Source organism: Amycolatopsis sp. WQ 127309 (assembly GCF_023023025.1).
In the GTDB taxonomy this organism is placed as follows: Bacteria; Actinomycetota; Actinomycetes; order Mycobacteriales; family Pseudonocardiaceae; genus Amycolatopsis.
The window spans coordinates 7,191,507-7,209,400 of record NZ_CP095481.1; the positions used below are offsets into that span (position 1 = coordinate 7,191,507).

Consider the following 17,894-nt stretch of genomic DNA (forward strand, 5'->3'; position numbering starts at 1 on the left):
ATCGTACGGTTTGCCGAACGAAAGGGAGCTGCGGTGGAGGACTCGACGCCGTCGATCCGGGACATGCTGGCGGTCAACCTGCGGGCCGCGCGGACGGCACGGGGGCTGTCGCTGTCCGAGCTGTCCCGCCGGTCGGGGATCGGGAAGGCCACGCTCTCGCAGCTGGAGTCCGGCGGCGGGAACCCGACGATCGAGACCGTGTTCAGCCTGTCGCGGGTGCTCGAGGTGGCCATCTCCGACCTGCTCGACCAGCGCGCGGGCGGCGCGCTCACGGTGGTGCGGGCGGCTGAGGTCGAGGTGCTCCGCGGCGAGGGCGTCGACCTGCGCCCGCTGCGCCGGATCGAGACCGGTGACGGCGTCTTCGAGGTCTACGACCAGGTCGTGCGCGGGGACGCGCCGCAGCGGTCGCAGGGGCACGTCGGGATCGAGCACACCATCGTGCAGACCGGCAGCCTGCGCGTGGAGGTGGCCGGCCGGACGGTGGACGCCGGCCCCGGCGACTACGTCGCGTTCGACGCCCGCGAGCCGCACTGCTACACCGCGCTGGCGGCGCCGGTGCACTCGGTGCTGCTGCTGCAGTACCGCGCGGACGAGCGGCTCGACGGCCGCCCGCACCCGGTGCTGCCGACCGGGCGTTGACACGGTCCGTCCGAGAACCTAGCGTTCGGTTTGACGAACGCGGAGGATCGATGAACGGAACGCGGGTGGTCGTGCTCGGGGCCGGTGTCGTCGGCGCCGCGTGCGCCCGGGAGCTGAGCCTGGCCGGCTTCGACGTCGTGGTCGTGGACCGCGGGCGGCCGGCCGGCGGGACCACTTCGCACGGCGAAGGCAACGTGCTCGTCTCCGACAAGGGGCCGGGTGCCGAGCTGGCGCTCGCGCGGCTGTCGGCCCGGCTGTGGCCGCGCGTCGTCGCCGAGATCGCGGCCGGGGACCCACGCGCCGCGGCCGCGACGGAGTTCGACGCCAAGGGCGGCATCGTCGTCGCCACCACGTCGGCCGGCGCCGCCGCGCTGACGGCGTTCGCCGAGACGCAGTCCGCCGCCGGCGTCGTCACGAAGTCGTTGACTGCTCTTGAAGTGGCCGCTCTCGAGCCCGCGTTGACCCGATCGGTCGTCGCGGCCGTCCACTACCCCGAGGACGCGCAGGTACAGCCGGCCGGCGCGACACTGGCGCTGCTGGGCTCGGCCCTCGCGCACGGCGCCCGGCTGCGGGCGGACACCGAGGTGATCGGCGCCGTCGTGACCGGCGGGCGGATCACCGGCGTCCGTGTCCCGGGTGAGGTGATCGACGCCGACGTCGTGGTGAACGCGACGGGTCCGTGGGCCGGGATCGTGTCCGCGCGGCTCGGCGCCCCGATCGCCGTCCGGCCGCGGCGGGGCGAGGTGCTGGTGACCACGCCGATGCCGGGAGTGGTGCGGCACAAGGTGTACGACGCGGACTACGTCGGCGCGGTCGGGGCCGACAGCGGCGAGCTGCAGACGTCCGCCGTCGTGGAGTCGACGTGGGGCGGCACGGTGCTGATCGGCTCGTCGCGGCGTCAGGCAGGGTTCGACGACACGCTCCGGCCGGACGTGCTGGGCGCGATCGCGGCGAAGGCGCTGCGCTTGTTCCCGGCGCTGGCGGACGCGGCGGTGATGCGCGCGTACGGCGGGTTCCGGCCGTACGTGGACGACCACCTGCCGGTGCTGGGCCCGGATCCACGGCTCCCGAACCTGTGGCACGCGACCGGCCACGAGGGGGCGGGCATCGGCCTGAGCGTGGGGACGGCGCTGCTGCTGCGGGAGATGCTGACCGGAGTTGGCCCTTCTTGCCCGGTGGAGGAGTTCACGGTGGACCGTCGGGCGGTGCTGGCATGAGCGCGCCGATCCACATCACGGTGGACGGCGAGCCGCTGCCGGGTATCGAAGGCCAGACGGTGGCGGGAATCCTGCTGGCGTCGGGCCGATTGTCGTGGCGCACGACGCGGTCGGGCGCACCACGGGGCGTGTTCTGCGGCATCGGCGCGTGTTTCGACTGCGTGCTGACGGTGAACGGAGTCCCGGACGTCCGAGCCTGCCGCCGCCGCGCGGCGGACGGTGACGAGATTCGCACGCAGACCCGCCAGGAGAAGTCATGACCCGCCACGTGGTCGTCATCGGCGCTGGCCCCGCAGGCCTGGCCGCGGCCGAACACGCGCTGCGAGCCGGCGCGGAGGTCACGGTCCTGGACCAGGCGGACGTGCCGGGCGGCCAGTACCACCGAACGCTGCCGGAGGCCTACGAGACCCGAAAGCCACACGCCCGAGCCGATTTCACGCGGCGGCGGCGAGTGCTGGAACACCCGCGGTGCCGGTGGTGGCCGAACAGTACGGTCTGGGCTCTCGATCGTGTCGAAACCGGTGGTGCACCGCGGGCCCACGTGCTTCGTGGTCCTGCCGACGGCTCCGCTCGGGAGCGGCACGTCCTCGCCCCCGATGCGCTTGTTCTGGCCACCGGTGCGCACGACCGGACTCTGCCCTTCCCCGGTTGGCACCTTCCGGGCGTCTTCACCGCCGGTGCGGCGCAAGCCCTCGCCAAAGGTGAGCGTGTCGCCGTCGGGCGGCGGGTGCTTGTCGCCGGGAGTGGGCCGTTTCTGCTGCCCGTTGCCGAGTCGCTGCTGGGCGTCGGGGCCGAGGTGGTCGCAGTATTGGAGGCCAATCCCAATGCGACTGTCCGAAAAGGATGGTCCAGGCAGCCGTGGCGGTTGGCGCGTCACATCACCAAGGCGGCCGAACTCCTTCGCTATGCCGCCACGCTCGTCTGGCACCGCGTGCCGTACCGGATGGGCCGTACCGTGATCGAGGCACGCGGGGACGACCGGGTCCGGGAGGTCGTGACCGCTCGGCTCAACCCCGACTGGTCGGTCGTCCCCGGCACCGAACGGACCTACCAGGTCGACGCCGTCTGCGTGGGGCACGGCTTCGTCCCGCAGCCCGAACTCGCCGTCGCCGCGGGTTGTGTGCTCGACGGCGGCTTCGTGCGGATCGACGACGAGCAGCGCACCACCGCGCCCGGCGTCTTCGCCGCCGGGGAGATCACCGGGATCGGCGGGGCGATCGCTGCCGCGGCTGAGGGGGCTGTCGCGGGTCACGCGGCTGCGGGAGGCGAGCCGGATCGAGGCCTGCGTCGCGCCAGGGATCGCACCCGGGAGTTCGCCGAGAGGCTGGCCGCGGCCCATCCCATCGGCCACGCCTGGACCGGGTGGCTGCGACCCGACACGATCGTCTGCCGTTGTGAGGAGACCACGGTCGCCGCGCTGCGGCGGGCGGCGAGCGATCCTGTCCGAGCCGGTTCGCACGCGCTGAAGCTCGGCACCCGTGCCGGGCTCGGACCGTGTCAGGGCCGGATGTGCGGCCCGGCCGTCGCCGAACTCTGCGGGGGTACCGAACGCCACCACCGTCCGATCGCCCAGCCGATCCGGCTCGGCGAACTAGCCGAGCCCGAGAAGGAGCCCCATGAGCACCCGTGATCTCGGTGGCGTCGTCGTCGCCACCGCGCTGCCCTACCGGCCGGACGACGCGGCCCCCGCCGGCCTCGCCGTCGACTACGACGCCTACGCCGAGCACTGCCGCTGGCTCGTGGCCAACGGCTGTCGCGGCGTCGGGCCCAACGGCTCCCTCGGCGAGTACTCCTCGCTCACCGACATCGAACGCCGCCGCGTCGCCCGCACCGCGATCGAGGCCGTCGGGGACGACGGGATCGTGGTCGTCGGCGTCCACGGACCCGGTGCGCACCAAGCAAAGCAGTGGGCCGAAGCCGCCGCCGAGGACGGCGCCGACGGTGTGCTCTGCCTGCCGCCGACGCTCTACCGCGCCAACCGCGGCGAAGTGCTCGCCCACTTCGAGGCCGTCGCCTCGGTCGGGCTGCCCGTCATGGTCTACAACAACCCCTTCGACACCAAGGTCGACCTCACGCCCGACCTGCTCGCCGAGATCGCGCGGATCGACAACGTCGTGGCCGTCAAGGAGTTCTCCGGTGACGTCCGGCGTGTGCTGGAGATCCGCGAACGCGCGCCGGAGCTGGCCGTGGTCAGCGGCGCCGACGACGTCGTGCTGGAGAGCCTGCTGATGGGCGCCACCGGCTGGTTCGCCGGCTTCCCGAACGTCTTCCCGGCCGAGTCGGCGCGCCTGTTCGACCTGGCGACGTCCGGCAAGCTCACCGAGGCGAAAGCGCTTTACGAGCCGCTGGTGGCCGCGTTCCGCTGGGATTCGCGCACCGAGTTCGTCCAGGCCATCAAGCTGGGCATGGACCTGGTCGGCCGGTACGGCGGCCCGTGCCGCCCGCCGCGCGGGCCGCTCACCGACGAGAACCGCGCGCAGGTCAGGGAAGACATGCACCGCGCGCTGAGTGCGCTGGGCGTGGCGTGATGCGGTCCTCGCGCGCGATCACCGCCGTCGACTCGCACACCGAGGGCATGCCGACGCGGGTCGTGACCGGCGGCGTCGCGACCATCCCGGGCGACACGATGGCCGAACGCCGCCGGTACTTCCTGGAGCACCTCGACGACCTGCGGCTGTTCCTGATGAACGAGCCCCGCGGCCATTCCGCGATGAGCGGCGCGATCCTGCAGCCGCCGTGCCACCCGGACGCCGACTGGGGTGTCGTCTACATCGAGGTCTCCGGCTGCCTGCCGATGTGCGGCCACGGCACGATCGGCGTCGCCACCGTGCTGGTCGAGACGGGCATGGTCGCGGTCACCGAGCCGACGACCGTCGTGCGCCTCGACACCCCCGCCGGGCTCGTGCACGCCGAGGTCACCGTGCGCGACGGCCGCGCCGAGCGCGTCAAACTCCGCAACGTGCCGTCGTTCCTGGCCGAGCGGGACGCCGTCGTGGACGTGCCCGGGCTGGGGGAGGTGCGCTACGACCTGGCCTACGGCGGGAACTTCTACGCCATCCTCGAATTGTCCACACTGGACATTCCGTTCGAACGGGCGGAGAAGGAGCGGATCCTGAAGGCCGGGCTGTCCATCATGGACGCGATCAACGAGCAGCGGCCGCCGAAGCACCCGGCCGACCCGCTGATCGGCGGCTGCAAGCACGTCCAGTTCCTCGCCCCGGGGTCGGACGCCCGCGCGTCGCGCAACGCCATGGCCATCCACCCGGGCTGGTTCGACCGGTCGCCGTGCGGCACCGGCACGTCGGCCCGGATGGCGCAGCTGCACGCGCGCGGCGAGCTGCCGCTGCACACGCCGTTCGAGAACAGCTCGTTCATCGGCACGACGTTCACCGGCGAGCTGGTCGCCGAGACCACGGTCGGCGGCATGGCCGCGGTGGTGCCGGAGTTCTCGGGCCGCGCGTGGATCACCGGGACGGCCACCTACCTGCTCGACCCGGCCGACCCGTTCCCGACGGGGTTCGTCCTCTGAGTCGGTGACTTCGTGCCGGGAGCCGCCGGAGGCCGTCCGCGCCTGGCTCGACCGCCCCGCCGGTGGCTTCACCTTCACCACGACGCCGCTGTCGACACAGTCCACATCGGACGGTGCGACCGTTGTCACCTGCCGCGTCGAAGGGAACTTCCCCGACTGGTGATCGAACCTCACTTGTAGGCGACCGTCACCGGCGCGTGGACGCTCCGCGGCGGGAGCGTGACGGTCAGGGTGTGCGTTACGGCGTCCCAGCGGTACGCGCTGGCCGGTAGCCGGTCACCGCCGGCCGTGACCGCCTTCGGCGCGGTGGCCCCGAGGAACGTCACCGTCCACCGGCGATCCCTTACCTGGCCCGGGAAAGAGCCGTCGGACGGGTCGATCCGCACAGTGTGGTTGCCCGCGGTGTAGCGGACCTTGGTGGTCGCGCTCCGGCCGCTGCTGCCGTTGTCGTCGTAGAGGGTGAAGGTGCTCGACGCGCCTTCGGCGACGGTGAGCGTCAGCGCGTCGAGCGGGTTGCGGACGTCGTCGGTGACGTTCCCGGTCCGGCTCGGCACCATCCCGCCGGCCTTGACGAACACCGGCATCGTGCTCAGGTCGGTGGTGATCGCCTGGGTCGTGCCGCCGGCGTAGGTCTTGCCGGTGAAGTAGTCCGTCCACCGACCCGGCGGGAACCAGACGTTCGTGGTCGCCGTCGTGCCCGGGGTGGTGACCGGCGCGACCAGCACGTCCGGCCCGTACAGGTATTCGCCGCCGGCCAGCTGGTACGCGTTCGGCTCCTCGGGGTAGTCGAGGTAGAGCGGCCGGGTCACCGGGACGCCGGTCGTGGCCGCCTGCTGGGCGAGTGTGTAGGTGTAGGGCACGAGGTTCTCGCGCAGGTTGAGGAACTTCGTCGCCGACGCCTTGGCCTCGGGCCCGTACTGCCACGGCAGCCGGTCGCTGTGGTTGCTGTGCAGGCGATCGATGGGCTGGAACGTGCCGAGCTGCACCCAGCGCGCGTACAGGTCGTCCGGCAGCTTCTTGGTGCGCCCGCCGTCGTAGGTCTCGGAGCCGGGCAGGCCGGTGGTGTCGTTGTGCCCGCCGATGTCGTGGCTGACCGCGGACATCCCGGTCGCCGCCGCCTCGCCGGGGGTGTAGCCGACCTCCATGCGCAGCGTGCCCCAGGTGGACGACGTGTCGCCGGTGAAGTGGATCGCCGAGCGCTTGTCGGCCCACGGCCCGGTCGGCACGGCGGCCGGGTTGCCGTAGCCGCCCGACTGCAGCGAACCGTAGGCGCGGGAGATGACGAAGCCGCGGCCGATCGCGCGGTCCGCGTCGTCGGCGTACTGCTGGTTGATCCAGGCGTCCGGCGTCACGCCGTCCAAAGAGGACTGTGAGCCGTCGCAGCACCAGTCCAGCCACCAGAAGTCGACGCCCTGGCGGTCCATCGTCTTGTGCAGGTCCAGGTAGGCCTTGAGCTGGTTCGGGTCGCCCCAGTCGAAGGAGTAGCAGTCACCGCCGCCCCCGCCGGACCCGCAGTTGGCCGTCTTCGTGAGCTTGCCCTTGGCCGTCGCCTGCGCCTGGGCGAACTGCGGGTCGGTGCTGCGGATGCTCGGGTGCGTGTTGAACGTGTTGTGCAGGCCCTGCGCCGCGGACCAGTCGAAGAACGCCTTCGGGTCGGGGAACTTCGCGGGATCGATCTCCCACCCGTTCCACGTGTCGGGCGCCTTGAAGTCGGTGTCGGTGACCAGGACGTCCAGCGGGACGCCCTCCGCGCGGAACCGCGGCAGGATCGTGTTCTCGTAGTCCGCCGCGGTGCGGTCGATGTACTCCGAGTACCAGACGCCGTAGGCCCAGCGGGGGAGCAGCTCCGGCGGCCCGGTGAGGGTGGCCAGGTCGCCCAGCGCCCGCTGGTAGTCGTGGCCATATCCGAAGACGTAGCCGTCGCGGTACGGCTGGCCGCCGTGGTTGCCGCGCGGGGTGGGCTTGCCGGCCCGCTGGTCGTAGACCGCCGAAACGGTGTCGTCGAGGAGGTACCAGCCGTCGCGGTAGAGCAGCCCGGGGACCGTCTTCGGGTCGCCGTTGTCGCCGTTCACGCCGTCGAGGCCGCGGCGGTACCCGCCGAGCGCGAGGTGCGGCGCCGGCGCGGGCGCCCCGGCGGGCGTCACCGCGAGGGTGTCGAGGTTGACGTGGCAGCTGGCGGGGTCGGGGCAGCCGAGGGTGACGTCGTTCGTGCCGGCCTTGAGCGCGACCGGGACGGACGCGGTGCCCCAGGTGTCCCAGTTGTCCGTGGCGGGCAGGGAAAGCACCTGCGTGGCGCCGCCTGCCGAGACCGTCGCGGTGCGCGTCTGGTGCAGGCCGTCGCCGCCGACGCCGTTGGCGTAGCGCACCTGCAGCGAGTACGTGCCGTCGGCGGGCACGGCGACCACGCGCTGGGTCAGGCTCGAGCCCTGGTTCAGCTCCGCGAGGAAGCCCTGGCCGGCGTACCCGGCGTGGTCGGACGCGAGCTTCGCCGAACCCGCGGTGCGCGCGGACTCCGCCTCGCAGTCGACGCCGTAACGGCAGTCCAGCATCGCTTTCGCCGACGACGGCGGGTAGCTCGCGTCGGGGCTCAGGAGCGCGACGCTGTCGACGTTGACGTTGCCCGAATCCGCGGCCGCGCGCGTCAGGGTGACCGTGTGCCGGCCCGCCGCGAGCTGCAGCGGGACGGACGCCACGCTCCACGTGTCCCAGTCCGCGGTCACCGGCAAGGAGACCGTCTGGCTCGCGCCGCCGTCGACCGAGAGGGACAGGGTGCGCGTGACGTGCTGGCCGTCCCCGGCGACGGCGTTGGCGTAGCGGGTGTCGAAGCGGTACGCGCCGGCCGTGGGGACGTCGACGTCGGCGGAGAGCGAGTTGCCGGTGCCTTCGAACCCGGCCACGAACCCGCCGCCGGTGTAGCCGGTGTGGTCCGCGGCGACGGCCAGCCCGCTGTACTGCAGGTCTTCCGCCTCGCACAGCGCGCCGGCCGCGCACGTCAGGCGCTGCCACGGCGTCGAGGTGACCGGCGCCGGGCCGGCGTTCTCCTGCACGACGAGGTTCTGCGCGGTGAACGGCCCCGAACCGAGCTGGTACCGCAGGGTGACCGCGCTCGTCCGGATCGTCAGCCAGCCGCCGGAGGTGGTCGAGCTGAACGACGTCGGCCCGAACGCGTCACGGCCGATCGCGGTGAAGGTGGGGCGGTCGAGGAACTTGCCGTCGGCGGCGTACTCGGTCCGGATCAGGGTGGGGGAAAGCACTTGGAAGCGCGCGTCGCCCGCGGAGACCGTCCGCGGCCGGGACGTGCCCGCCGCCGGTCCGGATCCGGCGACCGTCAAGGCCGCCACCGTGCTCAGGACCGCGACGACCGCGCAGGACCTCCGCCAACCGTTCGATGCCAACGGGCTGCTCCGTTCCCGGGACCGCTTACAACGTTGTAATCTGGCGTTGGTGATCAGAGCACAGGCGTTCGACGGCTGTCCATAGGCAGCCCGGTTGTGTCCCGCGATCTGGCCGTACGCCGTGCTCCGAACGGCTCAGGGCCACCAGAGGTCGACGGCGATCTCCTGCAGCCGCTCGGTGAAGACGCCCGCCGGGTTGGCCTCGTGCAGAAGCTGCCGCAGCTCGGCCTCGAACGCCTCACGACGGTCGCCGAACAGGTGCGGTGCCGCGCTGGACAACGAGAAGACCGCGGCGACAACGGCGTCGGTGTCCTTCGTGACGACCCGGCCCGGCACCTCGAACCGCCGCGGCCCGCGGAAGCCGGCCGCGCGGTAGATCTCCGTCTCGCCCGCCGCCGTGCCGTCCGGGAGCACACCCTGGCCCGCGCGGCGCACCGGGCCGAGGTACCGCCGCACGAGGTCGGTGATCGCGTCGTGCGGCGGTGCTCGGTCGTCCGGATCGACGCCCTGGTGCGTCGTGGCGTGGACGTGGGCGCAGGCGCCGCCGGCGGCCAGCATCCCGTGCACGGCCGTCGCGACCGCCGGTCGGTCCAGCCAGTGGAACGACTGGGCGAAGGTGACCAAGCGGAATTCGCCCAGATCCGCGGGCAGCTCCTCGGCTCGCCGGTGCACCCACCGGCAGGTGCCGATCTTCGCGTCCGCCGCGCGCCGGGCGGCTTCGGCGAGCATGTCCGGATCGGCGTCCAGGCCGACGGTTTCGTCGAACTTGCCGGCCAACAGCAAGGTCAGCGACCCGGGCCCGCAGCCGACGTCGAGCAGTCGGCCGGTTCCGTCGAGCCCCAGCTCGGCCGTGAACGCCTCCGCGAGGGCGTCCGGATAGGCGGCGCGGCCGCGCGCGTAGTACGCCGCGCTGCCGGAATACAGCGACGGATCCCAGCTCCAACCACCGTCGATCACGGTGTGCAGCCTAGGGTGGTCAATCCCCACCCGGATAGCGCGTTTCCCGGCCGGAGGTTTGGGTATCAAGTTCCCGTCCTTGATCACTTCCCCGCGACGCCGGCCCGCCGGCGCGGAAGGCCTGCCGAACCCGTGTCCCCTCAGCCACCGATCCCCGTCTCCGGCCCGCGCCCCCTCGCGGCGCGCCGGACGGAGTACCGTCCCGGCCTGCTGATCCTGACCTTCGCCGGGGAGATCGACGCCCTGACCGTCCCGATCCTGGAGCGCGAGCTGCGCGACACCCCACCGGGGACGACGCTGGTGGACCTCACCCAGATCGCGTTCGTCGGCCTCGCCGGCGCCCGCGCCCTGGCGGCGGCCGCCGAACGCGCCGGGGCCGAGGGGCGGCACTTCGGGCTGGTGGCGAGCAGCCGCACGCTCGCACGGCTGTTCCGCATCACCGGCCTGGCCGCGGGCGTCCCGATGTTCGCGTCGCTGTCCGACGCGCTGCGGGAACTGCTCGCCGCCGGGCTCCAGGACGCCGCCGGGTAACGGGTTGCGCCCCGAGACGGCTCGGGGTGAAGCAGGCGAGCCGTTTCGCCGGGAATTGAGACATCCATCCTGTTGCGTGATGCGGCATTTGATGGCCCGAGCCGGCCGCGGTTCCTCATTTCAGGCCTGTGACCTGCGGTGAATCACCTTTGGTAATGGAGTGAGGGCGCGCAAAGGCCGGCCCCGTTGCGTGAACCGGAATTTCGTGGCTTCGGTGACCGGTCGATAGCTTCGAATTCATGGAATGGAGCTTTCACTCGGCCGAAGAACTCGTCGTCGCATTGCGCGGCGGTGCGGTGACGTCGGTGGAACTGACCGACGAGGTGATCGCCCGCATCGAGCGTGACGACGAGGTGATCAACGCGATCTGCGTGCGCGACTTCGACCGTGCGCGGGCCGCCGCACGTCAGGCCGACCAGGCCCGCACGCGGGGGGAGGACCGGCCGCTGCTCGGCGTTCCGGTGACGGTCAAGGAGTCGTACAACGTCGCCGGGCTGCCCACGACCTGGGGCATGCCGCCGCACCGGGACCACGTGCCGGCCGAGGACGCGGTCCAGGTGTCGCGGCTCAAGGCCGCGGGCGCGGTGGTGCTCGGCAAGACCAACGTGCCGTTGGGGCTGCAGGACATCCAGAGCTTCAACGAGATCTACGGCACCACCACCAACCCGTGGGACCGCGGCCGCACAGCGGGCGGGTCCTCCGGCGGGTCGGCGGCGGCCCTGGCGTCCGGGTTCGGCGCGCTGTCCATCGGCTCCGACATCGCCGGCTCGCTGCGCACCCCCGCGCACTTCTGCGGCGTCTACGCGCACAAGCCGTCGCTCGGGCTGGCGGCCAGTCGCGGGATGGTCCCGCCGGCCGAGCCGGCGTTGCCGATCGACCTCGACCTCGCCGTCGTCGGTCCGATGGCGCGCACCGCCCGTGACCTCACGCTCCTGCTCGACGTCATGGCCGGACCGGACCCGCTGACGTCCGGCGTGGCGCACCGGGTGGTGCTGCCGCCCGCCCGCCACGAGCGGCTCGGCGACTTCCGGGTCCTGGTCCTCGACGAGCACCCGCTCATCGCGACCGGGTCCGCCGTGCGGGCGGGGGTGGACCGGGTGGCCGCCGCGCTCGTGGACGGCGGCGCCCGCGTCGCCCGGCACAGCCGGTTGCTGCCCGATCTGACCGAGGCGGCGACGCTCTACATGCAGTTGCTGATTTCGGGTTCGCCCGCGCGGTTTCCCGTCGAATCACTCGAGCAGCTGCGGACCCGCGTCGCCGGGCTGAGCGCGGACGACCGGAGCCTGGACTCCGTGCGGCTGCGCGCCATGGTGCTCAGCCACGGCGACTGGCTGGCGGCGAGCAACCGCCGCGAGGTGCACCGCCACGGCTGGCGGCGGCTGTTCGCCGAGTTCGACGCCGTGGTGTGCCCGATCACGCCGACACCCGCGTTCCCGCACGACCACCACCCGAATCCGCTGGACCGGCGCGTCGACGTCGACGGCGTCGAGTACCCGTACTTCGACCAGCTCGTCTGGGCCGGCCTGGCGACCATGCCCGGCCTGCCCGCCACCGCCGTCCCCGCGGGCCGGTCTCCCGAGGGCCTGCCGGTCGGGGTGCAGCTCATCGGCCCGATGTTCGAGGACCGCACCCCGCTCCGGCTGGCCGAACTGCTGGAGCGGGAGATCGGCGGCTTCCGGGCACCGGAGTAGGGCGTCACCGGACGGCGCGGCTCTGGACGCGGCGGGCGGCGGCGAGCACGATCGGCGCCGCGAGCCAGCACAGGTACGCGCCGGTGCCGGTGATCAGGAACGAGAGGGGAACGGACAGCCCGAAGACGGCGGCCAGGCAGATGCTGCGCACCAGGCTCTGGGCGAATTCCGGGGGTGCGACGTCGGTGCGGTACAGGCGTTCGCGCCGGATCTCCCGGATGATCAGCGCGAACGTCGCGGACGCGAAGACCTGGACGAGCGCGTAGAAGCTGAACCGGGGCGGGAAGGCGCCGTCGGCGGTGAGCACCCGGGTGGCGAACGGCATCACGACCTGCATGAACAGCCACACCAGGGTGAGGCTGGTCAGGCGGGGGCTCAGCGAGCCGACGTAGCGGAAGATCTCGTGGTGGGCGCGCCAGTGGGCGGCGATCACCGTGAAGCTGAGCGCGAAGGCCAGGTACTCCTTGCCGTGGGCCAACGCCGAGCTCAGCATGGCGTCGGTGGTGTCGCCGGCGGGGACGGGCAGTTCCAGGGCGAGCAGGGTGAGCGCGATCGCGATCACCGCGTCGACGAACATGGTGAGCCGGTCGGCGGCGGCCGTGCGCGCTTCGCCGGTCTCGTTGTCGCTGTGCTGGGTTCCCATGGTGGTCGGCTCCCGCGGGTTCAGGCGGCGACGGCCGGCGCGGGCGTGGCGGCCAGGCGCCGGGACCGCACGGCGAGGACGATCATGACCGCCGGGATCAGCAGGTCGTTGACGAGGACGCCGCCGGTGTTGCCGGGGGCGTGGTCGCCGTTCGCGAACCACTGGTAGACGTGGCCGACGAGGGCACCCCACAGGAACATGCCGGCGCCGAGGCCGATGGTGATGCGCTCGCGCGCCGACGCCGAAGCGGCGCGGAAGCCCATGATGGCCAGCCCGAGGTTGGCGAAGGCGATCTCGAACAGGAACGGCGTGCGGGGAAAGCCGATCGCGGTGGCCATCACGTCCGGGAAGGCGAGGAACGCCACCGTCATCCACAGGCTGCCGATGCCGAAGGCACCGATGGCCCACCAGCGCTGCCAGATCTCCAGCCGCTCCCGGGCGGAGGCGGCGTGGCGGCCGCGCAGGTAGGCGCCGATGGCCGGGACCAGGATCCAGACCAGGGGAAAGGCTGACTGGGCGACGTAACCGAAGTTGTCCATGCCGTGAATCTTGCATGGTTAACATTAACTAGTCAACACTCTGTTAGGCTGACCACGTGGACGAAGGACTCGCAGACTTGCTGCACCGCGTGGTCATGCTCCTGGGCGACGCGGCCCGGCGGCGCACCGATGGCCAGGACGGCCTGACCTACAGCCAGATCCGGCTGCTCGGCACCCTGGAGGACATCGAGCCGGCAACCCAGCACCGGCTGGCGCAGGCGATGTCGGTCTCGGACCCGGCGATCAGCCGGGCGCTGCGCTCCCTGGAGGCGGACGGCCTGGTACGGGTGGTCGTCGACCCCGCCCATGCGCGTCGGCGGCTGGTCACGCTCACCGAGACCGGGCGGAAGGCGTTCCAGGTCAACGGGAAGCCGCTCTACGACGAGTTCCGCGCCGGGCTCATCGCCGCGGGGTTCCCCTACGAGCGCTACCTCGAAGACACCCTCCGGCTGGCGGAAATCCTCGAATCCGACTGACGACGTATCGGCGCGAAACCCCGCGCGACTCCGGCACGTGACGCGGCGGGCGTGGGGATCGGTGGGCTCTGGCCGCGTGGGTGCGAGACTGTGCGGCAACTTGACGACGCGAAGGAGCTCGCTGTGGCCGCTGATGCCCTCGAAGGACCGGTTCCGGCGTCGAGCGGGCCGGGGCAGCCGGTCCTTGCGCTGCTGGACAAGGCCATCGGCATGCAGACACCGCTGGTGCGCAAGAACATCGCCCGGGCCCGTCAGCGCAACCCGGAGGCAACGCCGGCGGAGGTCGTGCGCACCCTGGAGCGGATGTACGTCAGCACCCTGGCGGGCAGCGGGGCCGCGGTCGGAGCCACCGCGGCCGCACCCGCCGTCGGCACCGGGGTCGCACTGGCACTGTCGGCGGGCGAGGCCTTCTCTTCGCTCGAACTGAGCGCCCTGTTCGTGCTCTCGGTCGCCGAGGTCCACGGCGTTCCGCTGGACGAGATCGAACGCCGGCGGACGCTGGTCATGGGGATCCTGCTCGGCCAGTCGGGTTCCTCGACCATCGTCGGCAAGGCCGCCGAGCGCACCGGCCAGCACTGGGCCCGCCAGCTCGTCAGCAAGGTGCCCTCGACGGCGTTGAAACAGATCAACGGCGTCCTGGGCAAGAACTTCGTCACCAAGTACGGCACCAAGCAGGGCATCATCGTGCTCGGCCGGGTGGCTCCGTTCGGCATCGGCGCGGTGATCGGCGGGGGCGCCAACGCCACTGTCGCAGCCCTGGCCGTCCGAGCCGCCCGACGCGCGTTCGGTCCCGCGCCGGAGTCATGGCCCCGGACGGAGCTGGATCCCACGCCTCCCGGCTCGGGGCTCTCGGATCGCTGAGCGCGTCTGCCTGCGGCTCGCACTGAGGCAGCGGCAGGAAAGTGGTCACGCGATGGTGGCCACATCCGGGGTTGCCGGGAAGTGACCACGCGACGGAGTGGTCCGGTGATCCGCGCCGGACAACTGCTGGTGGATTTACCGGGTGAACTCTCGTTTGTCCGTTTTCCAAGTGGGCTTTCGGTTGAAAACAAACCTTCGTCGGTGGTGTATCACCCGCGGAAGCTGGATCGTCACGCAGTGTTCCACCGTGGCAAGCACCCCTCACGCCAGTCTTCCCCCCAAAGACGACCCGGAGGATTTTGATGACTTCCCGGAAACTCGCCGGCTTCACCGCATTCGCTTCGGCCGCCCTGGCCTGTGCGCTTTGTGTCCCGGCTGCCCACGCCGCGCCGTTGTCGGCCGAAGCCGCGTTCACCCTTGCCCAGGGCAACGCCATGACCCAGGCCGACCAGGTGACCGGTGCACTCGGTGCCGCGTCGGGTGGTTACTACCTCGACAACGGCAAGGCGATCGTCAACGTCTTGGACGACGCCGGCGCGCGGAAAGTCGAAGCGGCCGGTCTCACCGCCAAGAAGGTCACCCACACCTTCGCCGCGCTGACCGGGGTCAAGAACGCCCTCGACAACGTGCGCAACGTGCCGCAAACCTCTTGGGGCATCGACACTTCCACCAACCAGGTCGTCGTGACGATCTTCTCGGCCGCGACCAAGGCGACCGCGGACAAGGTCGCCACCGCCGCCAAGCAGTACGGCGACAGCGCCCGCGTCGAGTACAAGACCGGCAAGCTCGAGCTGTACATCGCCGACGGCGACGCCATCCAGAACAGCAGCGCGCGCTGCTCGCTCGGGTTCAACGTCAAGAGCGGCAGCACCCCGTACCTGCTCACCGCCGGGCACTGCACCAACCTCGGCGGCACCTGGTCCGGCGGCGACGTCAGCGGCGCGCGGGTCGTCCGAAGTGACTGTCCCGGCGCGGACTCCGGTCTGCTGACCCGGCCGAACGGCTCCGGTCCCGGCCGCATCAACACCGGCCAGACCATCACCAGCGCGGCCGCGCCGCAGGTCGGCGAGCGCATCTCCAAGCAGGGCTCGACCACCGGTGGCGGCACCGGCCAGGTGACGTCGGTCGACCAGTCGGTCAACTTCGACGTCGGCGTGCTCAACCACGAGTTCGGGACCACCGCCCACACCGACCACGGTGACTCCGGCGGCCCGGCCTACGACGGTTCCAAGGGCCTCGGCACCCTGTCCGGCGGGAACACGACCGTCAGCTACTTCTACCCGCTGACCCGTGAGCTTTCGTCCTACGGCCTCACCCTGGCCTGATCTTCGCCGAACTGATCGCGGCGCCGTCTCCGAAGAGGAGGCGGCGCCGCGATCGCTTGGCTCAGAACGGTTCGGCGACCATCCAGTGCTCGACCAGGCGGCCGTCGACCACCCGGATCATGTCCATGCCCGCGACCTCGAACCGGTCGCCGGTCGGTGGCCTGCCGAAGAAGTCGCCGGTGTGGGTGCCGCGGACGGTGTAGCGGTGGGCGACCCACTCGCCGTTCTCCACGTCGGCCTCGACGACGACGTCGAAGTCCGGAACCCCGGCCAGCAGGCTCTCCCACTTCCGCCGCCAGTCCGCGTGGGTGACGCGGTGGCCCTGGTCCCGCGATTCGGGCGCGATGTAGCTCAACGCGGTGTCCAGGTCGCCCGCGGCGCGAGCGGCGAGGATCGCCCGGTTCACCTCGGCGGGGCTCGACGGTCGGGTCATCGGCTCGGTCTCCTCACGGGAAGCAAGTAACGGGGACTGTCCCCGGTACGCTGCCGGTACGATACGGGGACTGTCCCCGGATCGGCAAGAGGTGTCCGATGCCCGAGCCCCGCGCCGACGCCCAGCGCAACCGCCGGAACCTGCTGGCGGCCGCCGAAAGCGCCTTCAACGCCCACGGTGCGGGAGCGTCCCTGGACGACATCGCCCGCGCCGCCGGCGTCGGCAACGCGACGCTCTACCGCCACTTCCCGACGCGGCAGCAGCTGATCGACGCCGTGTACGAAGAGCGCATCGGCGCGCTTTGTGTGCTGGCCGAACAGATGCGCGCCGCCGAACCGGCCGGCGCGGCGTTGCCGGCGTGGCTGCGCGCGGTGGTCGACCACATCAGCGGCAGCCGGGGTCTGCGGGACGCGTTCGTCGACGCCCACCACCTCGGTGCCGGCAGCGGGGCGCCGCAGCTCGCCGAATGGCATCGCATGACCGACGACGCGGCCGTCCCGTTGCTGCACGACGCGCAGGCTGCCGGGACCGCGCACCCGGACCTGCGTGCGGCCGAGCTGATGGCGCTGGTCGCGGCGGTCGCGCACGCCGGCGGCGGCGACCCCGGCGACGCCCGCCGCCTCCTCGGGTTCGTCCTCGACGGCGTCGGCCGGCGGCCCTGATGGCCCGGGAAGGTCAGCTCCCGGCGAACGCCGTGACCGTGCTGAGGAACGCGTCCTGGTGATCGGCGACGCGCGCCGCCTCCTGGGGTTCGTCCTCGACGGCGTCGGTCGGCGGCCCGGGGAGGTCAGCTCCCGGCGAACGCCGTGACCGTGCTGAGGAACGCGTCCTGGTGATCGGCGAACCCGGGCCGCACCGGTTCGGGGAAGCCGGGTAGCTCCCGTGCGTCGGGCAGCAGCCGCAGCAGTGCGTCCACCGTCCGGCGCTGGTGCACCGGGTTGTGCGGCGCCGACGGGAGCACGCCGGTCGGCACGCGCAGGCTCGCCAGCTCGCCGTCGAGGACCCCGCGCAGCGTCTCGCCCCGCAGCAGCTCGGCGGCGATCGCCGGGTCGGTGACGCGCTCGCGGACGCGGTCGTCGATCGAGGTGTCCCCGGCGGTGGCCGGCCAGGCGAGGAGCAGCCGGCTGACCCGCCCCGGGTGCGTGAGGGCCAGCCGGACGGCGGCCGAGCAGCCGTTGGACCCGGCGACCACCACGACCGGTTCGTCAGGAAGCACCGGCGTCAGGTGGTCCGCTTCGGACTGCCAGCTGCGGGCGCCGGCGAGGCGGTCGGGTGCGTGGACGCGCAGTCCCCGCTGCTCCAGACCGCTGACGACGCCGGTGCTTCCCCAGAATCGCCGGGCGTCCATGTCTTCGTGCAGTCCGCCGTGGACCAGCAGGACGTTCACGCGCGCTCCTTCGGGTCGGCCTCCGCCAGTCAACCGCAAAACCCGGCCGTTGGTAGCCGGTTGGTGAATCTTTGGCGGACGGAAAGGGCGGCGCGCGAACCTTCCTCCCGTCAGACGAGAGGAGGTGAAGATGATGTCGGCAACCACCACCGTGCAGGCCAAGGTCGAGGCTCCGAAGGACGCCACGTTCAGCCTCGACGTGAGCGAGCAGGAACTCCTCGACGAGTTCGGTGTGCTCTCCCTGTGTGAGTACTGCTACGGCGCGTGACCC

Annotated in this window: 20 protein-coding genes; 14 read left to right on the top strand and 6 right to left on the bottom strand. The window is 71.9% G+C overall.

Going from position 1 to position 17,894, the window contains the following annotated elements; all coding sequences use genetic code 11:
• The first annotated feature begins 33 nt into the window (after positions 1 to 33).
• Genes MUY22_RS32485 through MUY22_RS32515 form a run of 7 tightly spaced genes read left to right on the top strand, consistent with a single transcriptional unit; the run spans position 34 to position 5,548 of the window.
• On the top strand, positions 34 to 639 hold the full coding sequence (locus MUY22_RS32485; RefSeq protein ID WP_247050981.1) for an XRE family transcriptional regulator: 606 nt from the start codon (positions 34 to 36) through the stop codon (positions 637 to 639).
• Positions 640 to 689: 50 nt separating this feature from the next.
• Positions 690 to 1,856 carry an FAD-binding oxidoreductase gene (locus MUY22_RS32490; RefSeq protein WP_247050982.1) on the top strand — a complete coding sequence of 389 codons (1,167 nt, stop codon included), beginning with the start codon at positions 690 to 692 and terminating at the stop codon, positions 1,854 to 1,856.
• Positions 1,853 to 2,116, top strand: coding sequence for a (2Fe-2S)-binding protein (locus MUY22_RS32495; protein WP_247050983.1), 264 nt, complete (start codon positions 1,853 to 1,855; stop codon positions 2,114 to 2,116). Before MUY22_RS32490 ends, MUY22_RS32495 begins: the two co-directional genes overlap by 4 nt.
• Positions 2,113 to 3,486 carry an NAD(P)/FAD-dependent oxidoreductase gene (locus tag MUY22_RS32500; RefSeq protein WP_247050984.1) on the top strand — a complete coding sequence of 458 codons (1,374 nt, stop codon included), beginning with the start codon at positions 2,113 to 2,115 and terminating at the stop codon, positions 3,484 to 3,486. Before MUY22_RS32495 ends, MUY22_RS32500 begins: the two co-directional genes overlap by 4 nt.
• Positions 3,473 to 4,384 (top strand): dihydrodipicolinate synthase family protein, encoded by a 912-nt coding sequence (locus MUY22_RS32505; protein WP_247050985.1) that lies wholly within the window; start codon positions 3,473 to 3,475, stop codon positions 4,382 to 4,384. Before MUY22_RS32500 ends, MUY22_RS32505 begins: the two co-directional genes overlap by 14 nt.
• Complete coding sequence (locus MUY22_RS32510) at positions 4,384 to 5,385, top strand: proline racemase family protein (RefSeq protein WP_247050986.1); 1,002 nt, start codon at positions 4,384 to 4,386, stop codon at positions 5,383 to 5,385. The genes MUY22_RS32505 and MUY22_RS32510 overlap by 1 nt, the downstream gene beginning before the upstream one ends.
• A gap of 4 nt (positions 5,386 to 5,389) precedes the next feature.
• Positions 5,390 to 5,548 carry a hypothetical protein gene (locus MUY22_RS32515; protein WP_247050987.1) on the top strand — a complete coding sequence of 53 codons (159 nt, stop codon included), beginning with the start codon at positions 5,390 to 5,392 and terminating at the stop codon, positions 5,546 to 5,548.
• A 7-nt stretch (positions 5,549 to 5,555) separates the two neighbouring features.
• Here the strand turns inward: MUY22_RS32515 and MUY22_RS32520 are convergent, their stop codons facing one another.
• Together MUY22_RS32520 and MUY22_RS32525 are read right to left on the bottom strand one after the other, a co-directional pair.
• Positions 5,556 to 8,726, bottom strand: coding sequence for a TIM-barrel domain-containing protein (locus MUY22_RS32520; RefSeq protein ID WP_247064231.1), 3,171 nt, complete (start codon positions 8,724 to 8,726; stop codon positions 5,556 to 5,558).
• A 189-nt stretch (positions 8,727 to 8,915) separates the two neighbouring features.
• A complete protein-coding gene (locus tag MUY22_RS32525) occupies positions 8,916 to 9,737 on the bottom strand; it encodes a bifunctional 2-polyprenyl-6-hydroxyphenol methylase/3-demethylubiquinol 3-O-methyltransferase UbiG (protein ID WP_247050988.1) in 822 nt (273 codons plus the stop codon).
• 132 nt (positions 9,738 to 9,869) lie between these two features.
• Here MUY22_RS32525 and MUY22_RS32530 point away from each other — a divergent pair, with 132 nt between their 5' ends.
• Together MUY22_RS32530 and MUY22_RS32535 are read left to right on the top strand one after the other, a co-directional pair.
• The gene (locus tag MUY22_RS32530; protein ID WP_247050989.1) at positions 9,870 to 10,268 is read left to right on the top strand and encodes an STAS domain-containing protein; all 399 of its coding nucleotides are present in this window, start codon (positions 9,870 to 9,872) and stop codon (positions 10,266 to 10,268) included.
• 239 nt (positions 10,269 to 10,507) lie between these two features.
• Entirely contained in the window at positions 10,508 to 11,959 is a 1,452-nt protein-coding gene (locus MUY22_RS32535) for an amidase (protein WP_247050990.1), read from the top strand.
• A gap of 4 nt (positions 11,960 to 11,963) precedes the next feature.
• Here MUY22_RS32535 and MUY22_RS32540 read toward each other — a convergent pair whose 3' ends face one another.
• Positions 11,964 to 12,602: a TMEM175 family protein gene (locus MUY22_RS32540; protein ID WP_247050991.1), complete on the bottom strand. Its 639-nt coding sequence runs from the start codon at positions 12,600 to 12,602 to the stop codon at positions 11,964 to 11,966.
• A gap of 20 nt (positions 12,603 to 12,622) precedes the next feature.
• On the bottom strand, positions 12,623 to 13,141 hold the full coding sequence (locus tag MUY22_RS32545; RefSeq protein ID WP_247050992.1) for a DUF6790 family protein: 519 nt from the start codon (positions 13,139 to 13,141) through the stop codon (positions 12,623 to 12,625).
• A 56-nt stretch (positions 13,142 to 13,197) separates the two neighbouring features.
• Between MUY22_RS32545 and MUY22_RS32550 the strand changes: the two genes are divergently transcribed.
• From MUY22_RS32550 to MUY22_RS32560, 3 genes are all read left to right on the top strand, one after another.
• Positions 13,198 to 13,617: a MarR family winged helix-turn-helix transcriptional regulator gene (locus MUY22_RS32550; protein ID WP_247050993.1), complete on the top strand. Its 420-nt coding sequence runs from the start codon at positions 13,198 to 13,200 to the stop codon at positions 13,615 to 13,617.
• 123 nt (positions 13,618 to 13,740) lie between these two features.
• The gene (locus MUY22_RS32555) at positions 13,741 to 14,478 is read left to right on the top strand and encodes a hypothetical protein (protein ID WP_247050994.1); all 738 of its coding nucleotides are present in this window, start codon (positions 13,741 to 13,743) and stop codon (positions 14,476 to 14,478) included.
• A gap of 302 nt (positions 14,479 to 14,780) precedes the next feature.
• A complete protein-coding gene (locus tag MUY22_RS32560; protein WP_247050995.1) occupies positions 14,781 to 15,803 on the top strand; it encodes a S1 family peptidase in 1,023 nt (340 codons plus the stop codon).
• Positions 15,804 to 15,864: 61 nt separating this feature from the next.
• On the opposite strand, the gene MUY22_RS32565 is transcribed toward MUY22_RS32560, so the two are convergent.
• On the bottom strand, positions 15,865 to 16,236 hold the full coding sequence (locus tag MUY22_RS32565) for an ester cyclase (RefSeq protein WP_247050996.1): 372 nt from the start codon (positions 16,234 to 16,236) through the stop codon (positions 15,865 to 15,867).
• Positions 16,237 to 16,334: 98 nt separating this feature from the next.
• On the opposite strand from MUY22_RS32565, the gene MUY22_RS32570 reads away from it, so the two are divergent.
• On the top strand, positions 16,335 to 16,898 hold the full coding sequence (locus MUY22_RS32570) for a TetR/AcrR family transcriptional regulator (protein ID WP_247050997.1): 564 nt from the start codon (positions 16,335 to 16,337) through the stop codon (positions 16,896 to 16,898).
• 125 nt (positions 16,899 to 17,023) lie between these two features.
• Here MUY22_RS32570 and MUY22_RS32575 read toward each other — a convergent pair whose 3' ends face one another.
• Complete coding sequence (locus tag MUY22_RS32575) at positions 17,024 to 17,623, bottom strand: alpha/beta fold hydrolase (RefSeq protein ID WP_247050998.1); 600 nt, start codon at positions 17,621 to 17,623, stop codon at positions 17,024 to 17,026.
• A gap of 130 nt (positions 17,624 to 17,753) precedes the next feature.
• On the opposite strand from MUY22_RS32575, the gene MUY22_RS32580 reads away from it, so the two are divergent.
• Positions 17,754 to 17,891: a hypothetical protein gene (locus tag MUY22_RS32580; RefSeq protein WP_247050999.1), complete on the top strand. Its 138-nt coding sequence runs from the start codon at positions 17,754 to 17,756 to the stop codon at positions 17,889 to 17,891.
• The last annotated feature ends 3 nt before the right edge of the window (positions 17,892 to 17,894 follow it).